Origin of the sequence: Streptomyces sp. NBC_01224 (assembly GCF_036002945.1) — a bacterium.
In the GTDB taxonomy this organism is placed as follows: domain Bacteria; phylum Actinomycetota; class Actinomycetes; order Streptomycetales; family Streptomycetaceae; genus Streptomyces.
Genome location: NZ_CP108529.1, coordinates 4,445,399 through 4,464,263 on the forward strand (window position 1 = coordinate 4,445,399; position 18,865 = coordinate 4,464,263).

At 71.3% G+C, this 18,865-nt stretch carries 17 protein-coding genes and 1 pseudogene; 5 read left to right on the top strand and 13 right to left on the bottom strand.

Features of this window, described 5'->3' with window-relative positions:
• Window positions 1–260 precede the first annotated feature (260 nt).
• From OG609_RS19715 to OG609_RS19735, 5 genes and pseudogenes are all read left to right on the top strand, one after another.
• Window positions 261–503, top strand: a complete 243-nt coding sequence (locus OG609_RS19715; RefSeq protein WP_327274017.1) for a ferredoxin — start codon at window positions 261–263, stop codon at window positions 501–503.
• Window positions 493–1,887 carry an NAD(P)/FAD-dependent oxidoreductase gene (locus OG609_RS19720; RefSeq protein ID WP_327278112.1) on the top strand — a complete coding sequence of 465 codons (1,395 nt, stop codon included), beginning with the start codon at window positions 493–495 and terminating at the stop codon, window positions 1,885–1,887. Before OG609_RS19715 ends, OG609_RS19720 begins: the two co-directional genes overlap by 11 nt.
• A 57-nt stretch (window positions 1,888–1,944) precedes the next feature.
• Window positions 1,945–3,179 (top strand): annotated as a pseudogene (locus tag OG609_RS19725) (cytochrome P450).
• Between the two features lie 51 nt (window positions 3,180–3,230).
• Entirely contained in the window at window positions 3,231–4,937 is a 1,707-nt protein-coding gene (locus OG609_RS19730) for a helix-turn-helix domain-containing protein (protein WP_327274018.1), read from the top strand.
• Window positions 4,938–5,069: 132 nt separating this feature from the next.
• The gene (locus OG609_RS19735) at window positions 5,070–6,428 is read left to right on the top strand and encodes a diaminopimelate decarboxylase (RefSeq protein ID WP_327274019.1); all 1,359 of its coding nucleotides are present in this window, start codon (window positions 5,070–5,072) and stop codon (window positions 6,426–6,428) included.
• 49 nt (window positions 6,429–6,477) lie between these two features.
• Here the strand turns inward: OG609_RS19735 and OG609_RS19740 are convergent, their stop codons facing one another.
• The 13 genes from OG609_RS19740 to OG609_RS19800 form a co-directional block, all read right to left on the bottom strand.
• A complete protein-coding gene (locus tag OG609_RS19740) occupies window positions 6,478–7,008 on the bottom strand; it encodes a discoidin domain-containing protein (protein ID WP_327274020.1) in 531 nt (176 codons plus the stop codon).
• Between the two features lie 554 nt (window positions 7,009–7,562).
• The gene (locus OG609_RS19745; protein WP_327274021.1) at window positions 7,563–8,096 is read right to left on the bottom strand and encodes a phage tail protein; all 534 of its coding nucleotides are present in this window, start codon (window positions 8,094–8,096) and stop codon (window positions 7,563–7,565) included.
• Window positions 8,097–8,101: 5 nt separating this feature from the next.
• Window positions 8,102–10,060, bottom strand: coding sequence for a putative baseplate assembly protein (locus tag OG609_RS19750; RefSeq protein ID WP_327274022.1), 1,959 nt, complete (start codon window positions 10,058–10,060; stop codon window positions 8,102–8,104).
• Window positions 10,057–10,470, bottom strand: coding sequence for a GPW/gp25 family protein (locus OG609_RS19755; RefSeq protein ID WP_327274023.1), 414 nt, complete (start codon window positions 10,468–10,470; stop codon window positions 10,057–10,059). Before OG609_RS19755 ends, OG609_RS19750 begins: the two co-directional genes overlap by 4 nt.
• 6 nt (window positions 10,471–10,476) lie before the next feature.
• On the bottom strand, window positions 10,477–10,770 hold the full coding sequence (locus tag OG609_RS19760) for a PAAR domain-containing protein (RefSeq protein WP_093896035.1): 294 nt from the start codon (window positions 10,768–10,770) through the stop codon (window positions 10,477–10,479).
• A gap of 36 nt (window positions 10,771–10,806) precedes the next feature.
• On the bottom strand, window positions 10,807–12,831 hold the full coding sequence (locus OG609_RS19765) for a VgrG-related protein (protein ID WP_327274024.1): 2,025 nt from the start codon (window positions 12,829–12,831) through the stop codon (window positions 10,807–10,809).
• A complete protein-coding gene (locus tag OG609_RS19770) occupies window positions 12,831–13,634 on the bottom strand; it encodes a CIS tube protein (protein WP_327274025.1) in 804 nt (267 codons plus the stop codon). Before OG609_RS19770 ends, OG609_RS19765 begins: the two co-directional genes overlap by 1 nt.
• A 4-nt stretch (window positions 13,635–13,638) precedes the next feature.
• On the bottom strand, window positions 13,639–14,076 hold the full coding sequence (locus tag OG609_RS19775; protein ID WP_093549687.1) for a phage tail protein: 438 nt from the start codon (window positions 14,074–14,076) through the stop codon (window positions 13,639–13,641).
• A 41-nt stretch (window positions 14,077–14,117) separates the two neighbouring features.
• Window positions 14,118–15,944 carry a hypothetical protein gene (locus OG609_RS19780; protein WP_327274026.1) on the bottom strand — a complete coding sequence of 609 codons (1,827 nt, stop codon included), beginning with the start codon at window positions 15,942–15,944 and terminating at the stop codon, window positions 14,118–14,120.
• A 29-nt stretch (window positions 15,945–15,973) separates the two neighbouring features.
• The gene (locus tag OG609_RS19785; RefSeq protein ID WP_093896703.1) at window positions 15,974–16,117 is read right to left on the bottom strand and encodes a DUF6760 family protein; all 144 of its coding nucleotides are present in this window, start codon (window positions 16,115–16,117) and stop codon (window positions 15,974–15,976) included.
• Window positions 16,114–16,584 (bottom strand): hypothetical protein, encoded by a 471-nt coding sequence (locus tag OG609_RS19790; protein WP_327274027.1) that lies wholly within the window; start codon window positions 16,582–16,584, stop codon window positions 16,114–16,116. Before OG609_RS19790 ends, OG609_RS19785 begins: the two co-directional genes overlap by 4 nt.
• Window positions 16,584–17,027, bottom strand: a complete 444-nt coding sequence (locus tag OG609_RS19795) for a phage tail protein (RefSeq protein WP_072488539.1) — start codon at window positions 17,025–17,027, stop codon at window positions 16,584–16,586. The genes OG609_RS19790 and OG609_RS19795 overlap by 1 nt, the downstream gene beginning before the upstream one ends.
• A gap of 86 nt (window positions 17,028–17,113) precedes the next feature.
• Window positions 17,114–18,664, bottom strand: a complete 1,551-nt coding sequence (locus OG609_RS19800) for a phage tail sheath family protein (protein WP_327274028.1) — start codon at window positions 18,662–18,664, stop codon at window positions 17,114–17,116.
• Window positions 18,665–18,865: the final 201 nt, after the last annotated feature.

The following is an 18,865-nucleotide window of genomic DNA, read 5'->3' on the forward strand; positions in this document are numbered from 1 at the left end:
TATTTCTCCCGGGTCAAGGGCTTTCGGACTATTACGGACAAAACTTAAGATTTCGCCTCCCAGGCTTCTCCTTCCCCCTTGTCCGGTGCCGAGGAATGCCGCTTCCCCGGCTTCGCCGTGCCGGAGGAGCTCGCGCCGGGCGAGGCCGGTGCGTCCCGAAGCGGCGCGCGCCGATGACTCCATTGGCCCGCCATTGCTCGCGGAACCACAGCGGCACTCGCAGGCTGAGGCGGGGGTACTACTGGAAGGGCGGCCCCTGGATGAGGCTTGTCGTCGATCTCAATCGGTGTCAGGGGTACGCACAGTGCGCCTTCCTCGCACCCGATGTCTTCGCCATGCATGGCGAGGAGTCGCTGTTGTACAACCCGCACGCCGACGAGACACAGCGGGAGCAGGTGCTTCGTGCCGCCACTGCGTGTCCGGTGCAAGCGATCCTGGTGGACGACCTGGGTGACGCGTCGGGAGAAGGCGTTGGGCGAGAAGGGCTGTCCGGTGTCCGGTGACGGCGCTCTGGCACTGCTGAGGCGCGAGGGACGGATCGTGATCGTCGGCGCTTCTCTGGCCGGTCTCCGGGCTGCCGAGACCCTGCGGAAGGAGGGCTTCACCGGTTCGCTCACGCTGATCGGCGACGAGCCCCACGAACCGTACGACCGGCCGCCGCTCTCCAAACAGGTCCTGCTGGGCCACGCGACCGCCGATCGCACCGCGCTGCCCCGGCGTCTGGCGCTCGACGCGCACTGGCGGCTCGGTGTCGCCGCCACCGGGCTGGACATGGCGGCCAGGCGGGTGCGGCTGGCCGACGGGGACGAAGTGGAGTACGACCGGCTGCTGATCGCCACCGGCGTTCATGCCCGGCCCTGGCCGCACGAGACCGAGGCCGACCTGGACGGGGTCTTCGTACTGCGTACGCGTGACGACGCGGCCCGGCTGCAGCGGCGGCTGGCGGCATCGCCCCGCCGGGTGCTCGTCATCGGCGCCGGATTCACCGGTTCGGAGATCGCTTCGGCCTGCCGCGAGCGCGGGCTGCCGGTGACCGTCGCCGAACGCGGTGCGGCGCCACTCGTGGGCGCGCTCGGCGGGGTGATCGGCCGGGCGGCCGCGGAGCTGCAGCGCGAGCACGGCGTGGACCTGCGCTGCGGGATCATGGTCACGGCCCTGGAGGGCGACCCGGTAGGACGCCTGCGGCGCGCCCATCTGTCCGACGGCACCACCATCGACACCGACATCGCGGTGGTCTCGCTCGGCGCGACGCGGAACACCGAGTGGCTGGCCGGATCCGGGCTGGGCGCCGGACCGCGCGGAATCGCCTGCGACGCCGGATGCCGGGCCTTCGACGTCCGCGGGATCGTGACCGACGACGTCTTCGTCGCCGGTGACGTGGCACGGTCCCCGCACGCGCTGTTCGGGTACCAGTTCCTGTCGCTCGAACACTGGGGCAACGCCGTCGCACAGGCCGAGACCGCGGCGCACAACATGATCAGCAGCAGCTCGGAGCGCCGCCCGCACCTGTGGATGCCGGCCTTCTGGTCCGCCCAGTTCGGGGTCAACATCAAGTCGGTCGGCGTCCCGTCCCTGGGCGAGGAGGTCATCGTCGCCCAGGGGTCGCTCTCCGACCGCCGCTTCACGTGTGTGTACGGATACCAGGGCCGTGTCATCGCCGCTGTCACCTTCGACCAGACGAAGTGGCTGGAGTTCTACCAGCGGCAGATCGAGTCGGCTGCGCCGTTCCCGCCCGACTACCCCTCGGTGGACCGCCGTCCCGAGGGTCTGCGGCCGGTCCCGGCCGAATTCCCGGACCCCTCCCTGCCCACCCATGGGCCGTCCGTCACCGTGAGCGGCTACTCACCGACCGACCAGCGGATCACCTTCGTCCCCGCACACGCCTGATCGCAGCCGGGAAAGCCCGCTGTCCCACGCCCACAAGGACGCCACCAAGGACCCGACATGACGCAAGCCACGCTCCTGCGGCAGATCATCGACTACTCCAGCCGTGCCGACCCCTACCCGCTGTACGCCGAGCTCCGCAAGACGCCGGTGCTTCAGGCGGGGGACGAACTGTTCGTCGTCAGCACGTACTGGGAGATCAAGAGTCTGCTGCACGATCCGCGCATCAGCTCGGACGCCCGCAACCTCTCCCCCAGTGCCGCAGGCACACTCCTCCAGGAGGAGGAGGCGTCGGCTCTGCCGCCCGCCTTCCTGAGGCTCGACCCTCCCGAGCACGACCGGTTGCGCCGTATGACGATGCGCCCGTTCGGGCCGCCGGAAACCCCCCGGCGCGTCCACAACATGCACGCGAACTGGCCCGGATCGTTTCCGACCTGATCGACGGTTTCGGGGACCGGAATCAGATCGACCTCGTCGACGACTTCTCGTACCCCTTTCCCGTCACCGTGATCTGCCGGCTGCTCGGGGTTCCGCGCGAGGACGAGGCGCTCTTCCACTCCTGGGCCGACACCATCGCCGCCGGCCTCGACCCGGACCCCGGCCAGGACCCCGGAGAGCGGCGCCGCGTCACCCAGCAGGCCCGCACCGAACTGGGGAAGTACCTGTCGGGGCTCATCGACGAACGCAGCGGCGCACCCGGCGACGACATGCTCTCCGCGCTGGTCACCCAGCACGGCCCGGACGGGCAGATGAGCCGGATGGAGGTGCTCAGCACGGCCGCTCTCCTCCTGATCGCCGGCCACGAGACCACGGTCAACCTCATCACCAACGGGATGCTCACCCTGCTGCGCAACCCCGACGTTCTGGAGCGGCTGCGGGGCGACTTCGGGCTGGCCCTCCCGATCGTGGAGGAACTCCTGCGCTTCGAGCCTCCCGTGCAGTTGCTTCCGCAGCGCACCACGCTCGCGGACATCGACATCTGCGGCGTCACCATCCCCAAGGGCGCCTCCGTCTGGCTCGTCCTGGCCTCCGGCAACCGGGACCCGCAACGGTTCCCCGACCCCGACCGCTTCGACCCCGACCGGAAGGACAACCAGCACCTCGGTTTCGGCAGCGGCATCCACAACTGCTTCGGCGCACCCCTCGCGCGTCTGGAGGCACAGCTCGCCCTGACCGCGCTCGCCCGCAGGCTCAACAGCCCGCGCCTGGTCGAGGACCCGCCCCCGTACCGGCAGAACGCCGTGCTGCGCGGCCCCCGCCACCTGAACATCGCATTCGACGGATTCCACGCATAGGGGGTGCGCCGGCCATGGCTCCCGCCGGGAACCGCCGACCATGATGGGTGGATGCCGACGCATGAACCGGACCGGCGCGACACCGGGCCCTCGCTGGAGCGGATCCTCGGGCTGATCGCCCCCGGAATGCTCGATGTCGTCGTGGCGCCACGCGGTACCGGCGTGCCGGTGACCGATGTGGTGCTGCACGATCCCGGTGAGGAACGGGACGACGATGCCCGGGTGGCATCCGGGCTGCTCCTGCTCGCCGTCGGTGTGGAGGTCGCCTCGCCCGAGGCGATCGACGTGCTGCGCGACGCCGACCGGGCCGGAGCCGCCGCCGTGGTCATGCGACGGGGCAGTCGCGGGCCGCGGGCGGCCCTGGTGGAGGCGGCCGGTCAGGGGCGTACGGCGTTGCTGACCCGGCGGCAGGGGCATGGGTGGACAGAGGTGCTCGGTCGGTTGCGGACCGCTCTGGTGCACAGCGCCCCGGCCTTTTCCACCACCGAATCTGCAGGCCCCGACGGAGTGGGCGGGCTCCGGCTCGGCGATCTGTCCGGGCTGGCCAATACGGTGGCGGACCTGGTCGGCGGTGCCATCACGATCGAGGATCCGCAGTCGCGGGTGCTGGCCTACTCGCGGATGGACCACGAACCCGATCCGATGCGCCGGCTGACGATCCTCGGGCAGGAGGTCCCTCGCTGGCGGGTCGACGAACTGCGCGAGAGCGGCTTCTTCCGGGCGCTGTGGAGCACCGACGACGTGGTGCGCCGGCCCGCCGACGACCGGTCCGCCGAGCGGCTGGCCATCGCCGTGCGCCACGGGTCCGAGGTGCTCGGGTCCATCTGGGCCGCCGCCGACGGTCGGCCGCTCACCGAGGGTGCGGCAGCGGCGCTGCGCACGGCCGCCCGGGCCGCCGTACCGCATCTGTCCCACCATCGGACATGGGGCCGGGCGGCGGCCAGGGCACGGGAGGAGGCGGTGCACGCGCTCCTGGACGGGGCCGCGCACGCGTCGCAGGCCGCGCACGATGCCGGGATCGCGGCGGAGGGGCCGTACGCGGTGATGGTGGCGGAGGCGTACGACAGCCGGGCAGGCGGCGCCGCATCCGGGGGCGGCACCGACAGCGGCACCGAGCAGCGGGTTCTGGATGTGCTCGCGCTGCAGGCCGCCGCGTACCGGCCGGGGTGCGTGACCGCGCGGTCCGGGCGGCGGCTGTACGTCCTGGTCCCTGCGAGCGACGGTGAGGCCGATCCGGCGCGCACCCTGCTGGCGACGGCCCGCTCGGTGCCACGCAGTGTGGTGTTCGCGGGCGCCGGGCCATTGGCGGCGGACCTGTCGGGGCTGCCCGCGTCGCGGGAGGCCGCGGAGCTGGTGGTGCGGGTGCTGCGGGAGCGGGCTGCGAGGCTGCCCGTCGCGGAGGTGGAGTCGGCGGTGGCGGCGTTCGGCGAAGTGGTCGCCGACACGTCGGTGCTCCGGGTGCTCGACCGGGTCGAGCCGTTGTGGAAGTCGCTGTCGGGGCCCGTACACGCGATGGTGGAGCACGACCGCGCACACGGTACGGAGTACGGCGCGTCGGTCGCCGCCCACCTCGACGCGTTCGGCGACACGGGCACGGCCGCGCGGCGCCTGAATGTGCACCCCAACACCTTGCGGTACCGGTTGCGCCGGGCCCGGGAGCTGTTCGGCGTCGATCTGGCCGACCCGACCGTACGGCTCCTCGCGGACATCGGGCTGCGCATCGCGGCTCGCAGAGCGCACGGGTCGAGCAGCCGTTGATCGTTGAGCTGTCCGGTGCGACAAAGGAATCGGGCAGACATCGTCGTGTCGGTCGAAGACGCGCCTTCCCCTCCGCGTCGAAGCTGTCCGTACAGCCGACGTGACAGATGGAGGGTTGTTGTCGTGGTTCACATGACTTCCGGTTCGGCAGCCCGCTCGGCGGTCGAGCAGCGCGGTACCCGGCGTGCGGCGGCGCTGACGCGTGCCGTCGAGGACGGGCTGCTCGGTCCGCGCTCGCCCGTGGTCGGCCTGCTCGACGTGGACGGTGTGCTCGCCGCCGTCGACGCGCTGAACGAGGCGTTCCAAGGACCCGCCCCGGTACGGCACACGTTCGCGGCCAAGGCGTGCGGACTGGTGCCCGTGCTGCGGCTGCTCGCCGAGGCCGGGATGGGCTGCGAGGTGGCCTCGCCCGGTGAACTGCAACAGGCGCTGGCGGCCGGGTTCACGTACGACCGGCTGGTCTTCGACAGCCCCGCGAAGACGGTCGAGGAGCTGGAGTTCGCCCTCACCCATGGCATCGCGATCAACCTGGACAACTTCCAGGAGATGGCCCGCGTCGACCGTCTGCTGGCCGGGCGACCGGCCGCCGGGCCGATCGGGCTGCGGGTGAACCCCCAGGTGGGGGCGGGTGCCATCGACGCGATGAGCACCGCGACGGCGACCTCGAAGTTCGGCGTCGCACTGCGCGATCCGGGAGCGGTCGACGAGGTGATCGACGCCTTCGCGCGCCGGCCGTGGCTCAACCGCCTGCACGCACACGTCGGTTCCCAGGGCTGCCCCCTGCCCCTCATCGCCGACGGCATCCGCGTCGCGTACGACCTGGCCGAGCGCATCAACGCACAGCTGGGCCGCGTGCAGATCACCGGGCTCGACATCGGCGGCGGCCTGCCCGTCAACTTCGACAGCGAGGACGACCGCCCGACGTACGCCGATTACGTCACCGAGCTCCGCGGCGCCGTACCCGGTCTGTTCGACGGGCGCTACACCCTGATCACGGAGTTCGGCCGTTCCCTGCTGGCCAAGAGCGGAACAGTCGCAACGGTCGTGGAATACACCAAGTCCGCCGGAGGGCGGCAGATCGCGGTAACGCACGCGGGGGCCCAGGTGGCCACCCGTACGGTGTTCATGCCCGGCGCCTGGCCGCTCCGCGTCGGGGTGTTCGACGCCGCGGGCCGCCCCAAGCAGGGCCCGACCGAGATCGCCGACATCGCGGGCCCGTGCTGTTTCGCGGGGGACCTGACCGCGACCGGGCGCGAGCTCCCGGTCATCGAGCCCGGCGACGTGGTGGCGCTCCATGACACCGGGGCGTACTACTTCTCGTCGCACTTCTCATACAACTCGCTGCCGCGGCCCGCCGTGTACGGCTACCGGACGGGTGCCGACGGGCGGGTGCACTTCGCGCTCGTACGCGAGGCGCAGAGCGTGCGCGAGGTCGTCGAGGAGAGCGGCCTCGCGCAGGCGGGCGCACTGGTGGCCCTGCGCGCGGAGTGATCGTCTCCGTGCTCGGGTACGCGGTCGGCGACGAGGTCAAGCCGAGAGGTCAGGGCCTTCGGCCGAAGAACTCGACCTCGGCGACGGCCAGTCGACGGCCGGGACCCGCTCCATAGGTGGTTTCCGTCGTGAGGCGGGCCCGGACGATCTCCGAACCACGGAGGTCGAAGGTCTGCTGACCTGGCTGGTCCTTGACCCTGATCTCCTTGCTGACCCGGCTTCCGTCGGCGGAGGTGAGCAGTACGGTGATCCTGGCCGGGCGGGCCTGGGTGAGGAATTCGTCCTGCTTGACCGACGTACCGGAGAAGACGACGAGCTTCAGCACCCGTACCGGCTGCTCGAAGTCGCACTCCAGGTACTGGCCCACACCGGTGTCGGGACCTGCGGCCGATGGCGCCCAGTAGCGATTGTTGAAACCATCGAACGCCGCACCCGCCGGGTGGCCCGGAGCCCTGCTGGAGGCCCGGAACCGGGTGGGCGGCACCGCCTCCGGCGTCCCGGTCTCGTCCTTGGCGAAGCCGAACCAGCCGGACACATGCGGCAGGGCGAACCAGACGCCGCACGCCAACACGATCAGCACGATCGGCAGCGCCAGACCGGGGCGGCGCCACAGCCGACGCCGCGGCCGGGTACCGGCGGTGGGCGCCTGACGCGGTCGCCTTCGGAAGATCCGACGCCACCAGGGGGGCCGGACCTCGGGCGGTGGGCCCGGGTCCAGGAGCAGGGCGCAGCGGATACACAAAGTACGGTCCGGGGCGTTCTCCGTACGGCAGTTGGGACAGCGAATGGGCGGAGCAGTGGGCGGACCCGGGGGTGTGTTCGTGGGGCCCGGCGGTACGTCGGGCAGCGCCTCGGGTCCCGGCACCGACTCGTCCGGCTCGTCACCGGGACGACGCGGGGCGGCCGCAGCGACGGGGGGCGGGGGCACGGGCCGGGTTTGCGGCTGGGGTTGCGGCTGCGGTTGGGGCTGTTGTCGGGGTGACGGCTGGGGCTGTGGTGATGGCTGCGGCGCGGGAGCAGGGCCGACAGAGGACGCCGAGGAACCCCCATCCGACCCTTCCCACTCCAGGAACGCCTGGCACGACGTACAGAACTGCGTCCCCGGCGCGTTGCTCTGCCCGCACGCCTCACAGATCACGAGACCTCCAGGTCGAAGCCCACATGCGCCGGTATCTCCGTACGGATCAGCTCCTCCAGCCGCACCCGGTCGACCTGGTACGGCTGCGAGGACCGGACCCGGACCGTCACCCACGGCCGCGGGCCGCCCGGGAACTGTGTGTGCGGCCTCGACGACCACGCCGTGCCGCCGCTCTCGACGATGTCCGGCTCGATCCCGGTCTCCAGGAAGACCGCCTCCGCCAGCCCACGCCTGGTACCGCGCCTGCTGTGCCGTTCGACCGCGCCTCTTACCGCCGCGCGCCGCTGCTCGACCGGGCGGTCCGCGCGGGTGTCGACGGCCACCCACTGGGCCAGCCAGGCCAGGAAGTCCTCCGGCGCGCTGCGCGGGTCGAGATGGGCAGGCAGATTGTCGATGGAGAGCAGGATCGGGGCGAGTACGTCGTCGAGCGCCGCGAGGAACCGTTGCAGGAAGTCCTGCTCCAGATAGACCGCCGGGAGCTGCTCGATCAGCGGGTGCGGTGTCGGCAGGCCGGTCACGGCTGTGCGCATGGCGGTCAGGCCTCCCGTACCCGGAGCTGGTGCTCGAAACTGAAGACCAGTGCGTGCCGGTCCAGTGCGATCTTGGTGGTGGGTTCGCCGCGCTGCCCGGTCACGGGGTCCGCGGGGAAGAGGCGTACGTCCTCCACCAGATCCACCCCCGGCACCTGTTGCAGTACGGCGAACGCCTCGCCCGACTGGATCGGGCGGCCGAACGGCCAGCCCTCGCCGCCGGGTCCGCCGCTCAGCGGGTTGAAGTAGCTGTAGAGGGCTGCCAGCGCCTCCTCGCGTACCCGTTCCAGCACGGCGCCTCTGCGGGCCTGGACCGTGGCGACCACGGTGACCCCCTGGTAGTAGGGCGGTTCGACCACCAACCGGGCGCCGATGGGCCGCCGTTCGTCCAGATGGCCCGCGATCAGGGCGAGGGTGTGCTGCGGCGGGATGAGCTCGTTGAACTGGATCCGGCCCTGCTCGTCGCTGCGTCCGGCCGGTACGACGAGCAGCCGCACCCCGCCCGCCTCGACGTCCGAGTCGCCGCCGGCCGGAATGCACTGCACTCTGGACGCGTCGGGGGCGACCTCGCGGGCCAGCAGTTCGTAGTCGTGCGGTACGACGGCCCGGTGCAGGGTCCGCAGGGTCATCGGCCCGCGTACCCGTGCGCTGTCCACCGTCTCGCCGTCGACTCCGCCGAGCGCGGGACGTCGGTTCTCCACCCGGGCCACGTACGGGATGGCGCTGCGCAGCACCCGGAGCGTGGAGCGGGCGACGTTGCCGCGCAGTCCACCGCCGGTGCGGTACGAACGCACGCGGACGGTGGCGCCCTTCGGCGGTACCGCGCCGTAGTAGCGGATGGAGCCGTCCCGTTCCCGTACCGCCGGACCGAATTCGACCCGGCCCGAGTTGGGGTCGAGCGTGATGTGCCGGTCGTCGGGTCCGGAGTGCGCGAAGTCGTCGACGCGGGTCCACTCCGTGCCCTGCGGGCCCTCCGCCGGATCCGCGACCTCGACGACGAAGTCGCCGGGCACCACCGGTGGGCGGCTCACCGTGAAGGTCTGTCCGGGTACGCCTTCGGCCGGGCCGAGCACCTCGTCGGTCACGGTCTCGGCGTGGACCGCCCCGACGGTCGCGCCGATCGTGAACGCCGTGATCCGGCGCACCACCGGAGACGCCATATAAGTGGGCTGCCCTGGGGTGGCCTCCACCAGGCGGCAGCGCAGCCAGCCGCCGGTCCGGCGCACGACGACGGCCGGGGTATGTCCCTCGGGAAGGTGCAGGATCAGCTCTCCGGACCGGTTGAAGCCACCGGTGTCGTCCTTCTCGACCTCGCAGACCGTCCAGGCGCTGCCGTCCCAGGCCTCCCAGAGCAGCGGCGGCCGCAGCGGATCCACGCCGACGCCCTCGACCGCGCAGTCCAGCCGCAGCACTACGACTCCCGACGGAACGGCGGCCGACAGGCCCACATAGAGGGCGTCGCCGGGCGCGGGCGTGGTGTCGAAGCAGGGGACGGCCCGGCCGAGCATGAGTTCCTCGGTACGGTCGACGGCGTCGCCGGACGTCGGCCAGGTGGCGAGATGGGCGAACTCGCACGGCACGATGGACAGTTCACGGCCGGTCGTGAACACGACCGCTTCCTCGGTCTCCGTACGGACGGTCGCCACCTCCGTACCGGCCCTCACCCGTACCGGTTCGGGCTGCGGTGCGGAGAGCCTGAACGTCACATCGGTGTGGGCGGCCGTGGGCGGGTGGAGCCGGACCCCGATCAGGTCGAGGAAGGTCAGATAGCTCTTCTCCGGAACCCGGTTCACCCGGTAGACGAGCTGGTCGACCATGGTCGCGAAGGCCTCGATGAGGGTCACACCGGGGTCCGACACATTGTGGTCGGTCCACTCGGGGCAGCGCTGCTGGACGAGCCGTTTCGCCTCGTCGACCAGGCCCTGGAAGCGGCGGTCGTCCAGATGCGGACTGGGCAGCGTCACGCGCCGTCCACCTCCTCGTGCTGCGGGATCACATAGAACGGAAAGACCAGGTTCCGGGGGTCGTTGGCGCCCCGTACGGTGTAGCCGATGTCGATGTACAGGACTCCGTGGTCGACATCGTCGAACCGGACGACGACCTCGGTGACCTCGATCCGGGGCTCCCACCGGTCCAGCGCCAGACGTACCTCGTACGCGAGCTGCCCGGCCGTGCCGGCGTCCGCCGGGGCGAACACGTAGTCGTTGACCGCGCAGCCGAACTCCGGGCGCATGGGCCGCTCGCCCGGCGACGTGGCCAGGATCAGCCGGATCGACTCCTCCAGCTCGTGCTCGCCGCGCACCAGGGCGATGGAACCGGTGGCGTCCGTACGCGGTGGGAAGGCCCAGCCCGCGCCGATGAACTGCTGACCCATGGACGCTCAGCCTCCGATCAGTACCGTCGGGCAACCGGACACGACGGGCGATCCGCAGGCGGCCAGGTCCCCGACGCGGGCGGCGGGCTGCCCGCCGATCAGCACCGTGGTGCTGCCGGGTGGCGCGATCGCGGACGGCGGATGCACCGCGGGCGGCGGCATCGCGCACAGGTGCGGGGTGCCGACCGTGGCGGCGGGGAGGCCTCCGATGAGCACGGACGGGACACCGGGCGGCCCGACCGTGCCGGGGTGTCCGGTGGGGTCGCCGACCCGTGCGGCTGCCGCCGCGGCTGCTGACATGAAAGTCCGTTCCTCTCGCTCAGCGCGTCCGCGCCGTCAATTGATCTTCACCAGGGGTGCGTTGATGGCCAGGGAGCTGCCGCCCTTGATGTCGGTCCGCTGTGTTCCGTTGACCGCGACCTGGGCGCCCCGGACGTCCACCGTGCCGCCGGTGGAGAGCTTGACCTCGCCGTTTCCGCCGTCGACCCGCACTCCGCTGCGGGACGTCAACGTGACGCTGTCGCCGCTCAGTTCGAGCGTTCCCTGCCCGCCGTCCAGTGCGACCCCGCGCGCCGCCTTGATGGACACCTTCTGCTTGGCCTCGATGTTCACGCTGCCGTCGCTGTTGATCACGATCACGGTGCCCCTGCGGTCGAGATCGATCTTCAGCTTTCCGTCGCCGGTGAGCAGGCGTACGCCCTGCGGTCCGTTGGCGCCGTCCAGGAGTTCCAGCTGGTTTCCGCTCTTGGAAGCGATCGAACGCCGGTTGACCGCCCCGGTGGTCGGGTCGACCAGCTCACCTCCTGGGGCGGGGGATGCGGCGGGCGTTGCTGTGGGTGAACCGGCGGGCGGCGCACCGGCGGACGGGCCTGTGGACGGGCCGGCTCCGGCGCCCGGCCCGGGGGCGCCCGGCCCGGACGCGCCACCAGCACCCCCGCCCGACCCGCCGCCGCTGCCCTGCGACGGCCGGTCCTTCCCGTTGTACAGACCGGCGAGGACGTACGGACGGTCCAGATGCCCATGCTCGAATCCCACCAGGACCTCGTCCCCGACCTCGGGGATGAACGCTTCGCCGCCGCTCGTCCCGCCCGACTGCGCCGTACGCGCCCAGTCGCTCGCGTACTCGTCCGACAGCCATGGGAACCGCACCTTGACCCGGCCCGAACCCTCCGGATCGTGGGTGTCCGTGACCGTCCCGCTGACCAGCCCCACGCAGCGCGACCCGCCGCCCGACCCCGCTCCGGATCCGCCCGACCCCGGCCCTCCACCGGTCAGCCCGAACAGCGAACGCTCCTGCTGCCCGGAGACCGTGAGCCATGTCTCGTACCCGCGCACCGGGTCGAAGACATGCCGCGACGACGTGACCGTGTACCGCCCCTCGAAAGGCGCCCCCACCGCGTTGAGCGCCACCGCACTGCCCGCCCGCACCTCCGGGTTCCCCCGGATCACCGCCTCCAGCTCCGCGAACGATCCGGCGATCCGCTCCGCCAGGGCCTTCGCCGCCTGGTCCACCTGCGCCTGAGCCCCGTACGCCGTGTCCGTGACCACGAAACGCGCCTCGCCGAAGGGCGCGAACACCTCTGCCGCGCTCACCCCCAGCTCCAGCGTCGCCGACTTCCCCGCGGGCGCCCGCCCGACGAGCGGCTGCTTGGTCTTGATGTCCCAGCCACGCACCTCGACCTCGGAGACCTGCTCCGCGGAGGACACCCCGGCCCGGCAGCGCAGCAGATTGCTGCCCATCTCCAGGACCAGCGGATTCCGGTCGGCCCGCGCCGAACCGTCGGGTGCGCCGCCGGCCTCCGCGGGTCTGGTGATGTGCAGCTGTCCGTCGAGTACGTACGCCTGCGCGCCCGCCTCCTCCGCCAGATCGCGCACGAACTCCCAGTCCGTGACGTTGGGCTGGGCGATGTGTTCGAGTACGGGGCCGGCCACGTCCACCGTCCCCGGCTTCAGCCCGGCGCGCTGGGCCACCTGGGCGCAGATGTCGGCGAGCGTCATGTTCTGGTAGCTGGCCACCCGACGTCCCCGGAACAGCCGGTGCGACTCGTCGAGCCCGCGTACGACGGTGAAGGTGCCGGTCTCGTCGAGCTCCACCTCCAGGGCGGTGACCACCCCTTTCAGCAGCGGCTTCGGTGCCGTGTCCCCGCCCGCGCGGGCCAGCAGCCGGGCCTCGCTGCCGATCTTCAGCCCGGTCTGCTCCAGCAGTACCCGGTCCGGGTCGCGAAAGCGCAGGAGAAACAGGTCGGGGAGCGTCCGGCTGTCGTCGACGTACCCCTCGACCAGTGTGTTCACGAACTTGGGCGGCAGCGGCCGGCCGCCGAACTCCACCACCAGCGCCGTCGCGACACCCGGCTGCGCCATCAGGACCGTCCCCCGTCCCGTTCCTCTTCGAGCCGGTTCAGCTCGTCGAGCGCGGGGAGCAGCAGCTGCTGTCCGGGGGCCAGTCGCATCGGGTCGTCGATCCCGTTCGCCTCCGCGATCACCCGCCAGGCGGCCGGATCGCCGTACTCGCGCTGGGCGAGCGACGGCAGCGAGTCGCCGGCGTCCAGCCGGTGGACCCGCCGGGCAGCGAGGGCGCCCGAGGTCGGGTTCTGCCCCGGGGTGTCGCCGCTGATCTCCTCCATCGTGACCTGGCAGACGGCCCGGATCGGCACACCCGATGTGGTGAACAGGGTGTACTTCGCCTGCACTTGACTGACATAGCCGGGGAACCCGGTCAGCCCGCCCCAGTGGAAGACCACCCACGGCGGTGACGAACGCTGCTGCTGACGGGTCTCGCTCGTCGGCACACAGCACGCGAAGAGCTGCTCGACCGAGGTCACCACGCGGGTGTCCTGGGTGTCGCTGGCATCGAAGAACATCTCCACGGTGAGCTTGCTGGGCTGCGAACCCTGGTACTCCGGCGGCCCCGAGCTCTTGGCGCCCTTGGCCGGACTCCGCTTCCAGGAGGCGGCCTTGGTGAGGCTCAGCTCCTTGGGGTTGAACTGGAAGTCGATCCGTCCGCACGGACCACCGGGCGTGAGGCCACCGCCGGTCGGCGGCGTCCGCAGTTCCAGATAGGCGTGCTCCAGCTTGGGCCGGGCCGAACCTCCCTTGCCCGCCCTCGCCGCCGACGCCCCGGACGTACCGGCGGCGCTGAACGCGATGGGACCTGCGCCACTCACGAGGTCAGCCCTCCATCACATAGCCGTGATGGGCGATCTCGATCGTCTCCATCGCGACCTTGGGCGATTCCGGGGTGAAGGAGGGGCCGGTCCAGCGGACGGGCACGACCTCCAGCAGCCCCCACTGGGCCACCTTCTGCCCGTCGCCGGTCCGCGCCTCGATGTGCGCCGTCTTGCGGCTGAATCCGGTCGTCATGGTGGCGAACCAGCGGGCCACCTTCTCGGTCTCCTTGGTCAGCGGCCTGGACAGCTTTACGTTGGAGTACTTCAGGCGGGTCGGCAGCTGCCACAGATGCCCGTTGTTGCCGCCCTCCTCACGCGTTTCGAGCACCACTTCACAGCCCAGCCCGTCACATGTGTTGAACGACCCGAGCTCGATGTCGTCGATCGTGACGACGAAGCAGACGCTGACGGCGGGATCGTTGTCCTGGGCGGTGGCCATGGCACGTACCTCTCAATTCCCTGTGTTGTCGCTGCCGTTCATCAGTGCCGGGTGTTGATGAGAAAACCCGCTCGTTCGCGTTCCAGCCGCAGATCCGCCTTGAAGAGCCTGCTGAGCGGTGTGTACAGGGCGCGTACCAGCTCGTCGGTGACGACGGGGGCTGCGGCGCCGCCGTGACCACCGCTCTGACCGGGTGGCGCGCCGGGGGCGGAGGCGGCCGCGCCCGGTGCGCCGTGGTCCTCGGCCATGGGCCCGGGTTCCGGTTCCGGTTCGGGCTCCTGGGGAGGATCCGGAGGCGGTGGTTCCGTGGTCTCCGTCTCGCGCTGTACGACGGGTGATGAGTACGGCGGTGGCGGCGAGCCGAAGACGACACTGCCGTCGGCCATCCGCTGAGCCACCCCCGCGGCCACGGCGACCGAACCGGCCGTGGGGAACGAGGGGGCGGCGGGCGCGGCGGGTGCGGTACGGCTGCCGGCACCCGGCAACGAACGAGGCACCGGCGGCCCGCCGACTGTCTGACGTTGCAGGGCGAAAAGCGGCCGAGAGGGCGCACCCGTCGCTTCCCCCGGAGTCATGGCGGTACGTTGCAGCGCCGCCGGCAGAGATGCGGCCGGCGCCACCGAAGGCGCACCCGCCCCGGCAGACGTCCAACGCACCGGAACGGCATCGGGCAGGGACGGCAGCCCGGGACCCGGCACCGGACCCGCACCACCCGACGGAGATGCCGCCGCCCCGTCCACGGCGGAACGCTGTACGACGCCCGCCCCACCGCTCTGCCCGGACTGGAGCGACAAGGGCCGGTCGGCGAGCAGGGGAGCGACCGGAGCGGTAACCGGGGGCGGTGACAGGGGAGCCTGCGCGGGCACGGCGGGAGTCCGCTGCACCGCCGGGGTGGACGAGGAGGCGGGAGTAGGCGCGGGTGCGGACTCCGCCAGGGCGGACGAGGAGGCGACACTGGGCGCGGGTGCGGACTCCGACGGGGCGGACGAGGAGGCGGCACTGGGCGCGGGTGCGGACTCCGACGGGGCGGGGAGCAGCGGATCGTCACCGAGCAGCGGAGCAGTGGGCCCGTCGGACTCGGGGGCCGACTCCGGGGCCGCGGGCACCTCAGGGGCCTCCGGGACCTCACCGGCACTGTCGTCCGCCGCGCTCCGGGCAACCGGAACCACTCCGGCCGCCCCCTCCGTCTCCGGACCGGCGTGGGCAGCCTGTCGCTGTGCCGTGGGCGGCAGCGCGGACATGGGCGCGCCGAGACCGGGCGCACGCCGGGGCCGGTCCACGACCGGCGGCGTCACCGAACGCTGAACGGGCGGGAGCGGCGTCGCGGGCTCGGGCGCGGCCGATTCGGGTGCCGGTTCCGGAGCCGAGGCCGGTGCAAAGGGCTGCTCGCCCACCAGTTGGCGTACCGGCAACTCCGCCACGGCGGACTCCCCGGCCGACGTCATAGCGGGCGCACCACTCACCGCAGCGCGCTGCACGGGTACGGACAGGGGTACGGACCTGGCGCGAACCGGCAGTTCCACCGGACGTTCCACGGACCGCTGCACCGGTGAAGGCCGGCCCACGGACGCCGGGGTGGTGATCCCGTGCACGAGCCCGGTGGGCGCGTCCGGGCTGACCAGATGCCCGAGAGGCGTACCGAGCGAGGTGTCCTGCCGGGTGGAGAGCGATCCCTGGAACCCTGAAGGATCGATGACCAGATCCTGAGCGCCCAGGGTCCGCTGGATGGGCGGCAGTTCAGCCAGATCGACCCGCTCGCGCGGCACGGCCGCCGGAGCGGCACCAGCGCTGCCGGTCCCCGTGCCCGCGGCCGTCCCCGTACCCGTCTCCGTGCGCCCACCACCGCGCAGCCAGGACATCAGGCCCATGGATTCTCCCGTCCTCCCTGCGCTGTTCGCTACTGCCCGTTGAGGCGAGCGATCTGTGCGACGAACCTCAGTCGTTCCGGGTGCTCCAGGTCCAGCAGCTCATCGAGCGGCCAGTGGAAGTGATAGGCGAGGTACGCGACCTCCTCGTAGAGCAGGTCGGCCGCGTACGTCACGATTCCCCCAGGCGGCCACCGGCGAGATTCACCGCGAACTCCTCCTTGCAGGCCGGGCAGCTGACGGCGGCCCGGGTGTGGCCCTCGGCGTTGATCCGCCGGTAGAAGTCCTGGAGGAAGGCCAGGTCGGAGGCGAAGAGGTCCTCGATGATGCCGGGGTGGATGTCGTCGATCGTGCCGATCCGGGTGACGACCCGGGCGATGAGCACGACGGAGAGGTACGCGGAGTTCTCGCGCACCCGGTCGTCCCGCAGCGGCACGAGTTCGTCGCGCGCGGTCGCGAGCCGCATGACGCCCGTGTGGTGCACGGCGCCCGTCTCGTCGACGTACCCGCGCGGCAGATCGAAGGTGAACTCGGTGCGCAGTGGCTCCCGTTGACCGGACCGCCCGCTCCCGCCGGCCGGGAGATGCGCGTCCGTCCGTCCGGGAGCCTCGGCCGGATCCGATGCCGGTGCCGTACGTCGCATCAGTCGAGTTCCATGCTCTCGTAGGTGATCGCGAGCTTCTCCGTCAGGACCGAGGTGTCACCGGCCTTGAGGGTGCCGATCTCCAGCGACTTCGGCCAGGCGTTGATGAGTTTGTAGCGCTTGATGGCGATGCCCTCGTGGTCGTACACGATGACCGCGCCGTTGCGGCGGGCCGCGGTCATCCGGCCGAACCGGGAGTCCTTGATCCACCGTTCGAAGCTGTTGTCCTCGGTGAGGCCCCGGGTCACGGTCACCTCACCGGCCTTCGGCCGGCCCGGGAGCTTCTTGATGGCGTAGCGGCCGTCGGCGGTGTTCTGCTTCAGCTCGATGACGTCCTGCTCCATCTTCAGACCACTGACCTCGGTGATCTGCTTGATGACGACGCTGTCGAATTCGAGGCCGAAGGAGGCCCCGACGGTGCTGTCGAGATCGGGAAGTGGCACAACAGGCTCCTTTACCGCTCTTGCCGCTTTTACCGCTTGGAGGACCTAAGGGCGGCCGCCGCGCTGCTCGGCCGGCTTCTGGCGCGCTACTCGTCGACGCCCCCGGTGCCCCCGGTCAGCTGGGAGAGGCGGAAGACGACGAACTCGGCCGGCCTGACCGGTGCCACCCCGATCTCGCAGATGACCTGACCTGCGTCGATGCTTTCCGGCGGATTGGTCTCACGGTCGCACTTGACGTAGAACGCCTCTTCCGGAGTGAGCCCGAACAGCGCCCCCTTGCGCCACTCGTTGACCAGGAACGCCGAGACCGTGCGCCGGATACGGGCCCACAGGGCGTCGTCGTTCGGTTCGAAGACGACCCACTGCGTACCGGCGAGGATCGACTCCTCCAGGTAGTTGAAGAGACGCCGGACATTCAGATAGCGCCAGGCCGGGTCCGAGGCCAGCGTGCGCGCGCCCCAGACCCGGATGCCGCGCCCGGGGAAGGACCGGATGCAGTTCAGCCCGATCGGGTTGAGCAGATCGTGTTCGCCCTTGGTCAGCTGCGTCTGCAGGGCGACCGCCCCTCGTACGACCTCGTTGGCGGGGGCCTTGTGCACACCGCGCGACTCGTCGTTGCGGGCCCAGACCCCGGCTATGTGGCCGCTCGGCGGAACCAGCTGCGCACGTCCCGACGAGGGATCGGCAACCCGGATCCAGGGGTAGTAGAGCGTGGCGTACTTGGAGTCGAAGTTGGCGCCGCCGGTGCGCCAGGCCCGGATCTGCTGCGGGCTGAGTCCGGGCGGCGGGTCGAGAATGGCGACGCGGTCGCCCATCAGCTCGCAGTGGCTGATCAGCCCCTGCTGCACGGCGACGACGGACTCCAGGTCCAACAGCCCGCGTTCGTATGCGCTCATGAGGTCCGGCACGGCGATCGTGGTGACCTCTTCGACGGCTTCGAGACCGCCGAGGCCGGTCCTGCGGTCGGGATCGCCGACGTACAACTCGGGAGTCAGCGCCCCGGCACCGGGCGACGCGGGCGCCGCCGGGGCCAGGGTCACGGTCTGCAGCTCGGGCTTGGCCGGAGCCGCCCCGCGCCCGGACTCCCGTATCTCGATGAGCTCCGACTTGGCATTGACCCGGGTGGCGACGTTCTCCTTGCTGCGCTTCGTCGTGACGCTCGGGTACGTCTCCGCGACCTGCCCGTCCCGCTTCACGATCAGCTGGAAGACGTCGGAAGGCGGATCGTCCCCCTCCACCTCGGTCACTTCGACGGTGATCTCTCCGGTCACGCCCGGGCGGGGCTTCACCGCGTAGGGACCGAGCTGTGTCTCCGATCCGGCGGGCAGCTGTCCGGGGGTCCCGTTGCTCACGTCCTCGGCCGGGGGCTCGGTGCCGTCACCGATGCGCACCACGTAACAGACACCGCCGCCGTTGGAGAAGAACCCGTAGACGGCGGAGGCGAGATACGTACCGTCGACGAAGTCACCGAAGGTGCCGGCGAACTGGCTCCAGTTCGTGATCAGCGTCGGCTCGTCGAAGGGGCCCTTCTGCGCGAAGCCGACGAAGGCGGCGACCGAGGTGCCCACCCCTTCGATCGGCCGGGATCCGGACTCGATCTCTTCGACGTAGACGCCCGGGGACAGGTACGACGGCATGTGAGTCTCTCCTTGGCCGGGGAACGCCCGCAATTCTCGTGACAGCGGCGATCACCGGGAACGGACGCACGGCCGCCCTGCCGTGCACCGGCCGCTGCCCGATCAGGCAATGCCCTCGCGCTGTACGGCCCAGCGGGTGCTGCCCCCGGCCACGTCCCCACGCGCTGCGTACGCGATCCACCGCCCCCACACCCTGGGACG

Excerpts from the sequence above, each read along its gene's own strand:
- OG609_RS19715 (WP_327274017.1), top strand. The coding sequence starts at position 261 with ATGAGGCTTGTCGTCGATCTCAATCGGTGTCAGGGGTACGCACAGTGC.
- OG609_RS19730 (WP_327274018.1), top strand. The coding sequence starts at position 3,231 with ATGCCGACGCATGAACCGGACCGGCGCGACACCGGGCCCTCGCTGGAG.
- OG609_RS19735 (WP_327274019.1), top strand. The coding sequence starts at position 5,070 with ATGACTTCCGGTTCGGCAGCCCGCTCGGCGGTCGAGCAGCGCGGTACC.
- OG609_RS19745 (WP_327274021.1), bottom strand. The coding sequence starts at position 8,096 with ATGCGCACAGCCGTGACCGGCCTGCCGACACCGCACCCGCTGATCGAG.
- OG609_RS19755 (WP_327274023.1), bottom strand. The coding sequence starts at position 10,470 with ATGGGTCAGCAGTTCATCGGCGCGGGCTGGGCCTTCCCACCGCGTACG.
- OG609_RS19760 (WP_093896035.1), bottom strand. The coding sequence starts at position 10,770 with ATGTCAGCAGCCGCGGCGGCAGCCGCACGGGTCGGCGACCCCACCGGA.
- OG609_RS19765 (WP_327274024.1), bottom strand. The coding sequence starts at position 12,831 with ATGGCGCAGCCGGGTGTCGCGACGGCGCTGGTGGTGGAGTTCGGCGGC.
- OG609_RS19775 (WP_093549687.1), bottom strand. The coding sequence starts at position 14,076 with ATGGCCACCGCCCAGGACAACGATCCCGCCGTCAGCGTCTGCTTCGTC.
- OG609_RS19780 (WP_327274026.1), bottom strand. The coding sequence starts at position 15,944 with ATGGGCCTGATGTCCTGGCTGCGCGGTGGTGGGCGCACGGAGACGGGT.
- OG609_RS19790 (WP_327274027.1), bottom strand. The coding sequence starts at position 16,584 with ATGCGACGTACGGCACCGGCATCGGATCCGGCCGAGGCTCCCGGACGG.
- OG609_RS19800 (WP_327274028.1), bottom strand. The coding sequence starts at position 18,664 with ATGCCGTCGTACCTGTCCCCGGGCGTCTACGTCGAAGAGATCGAGTCC.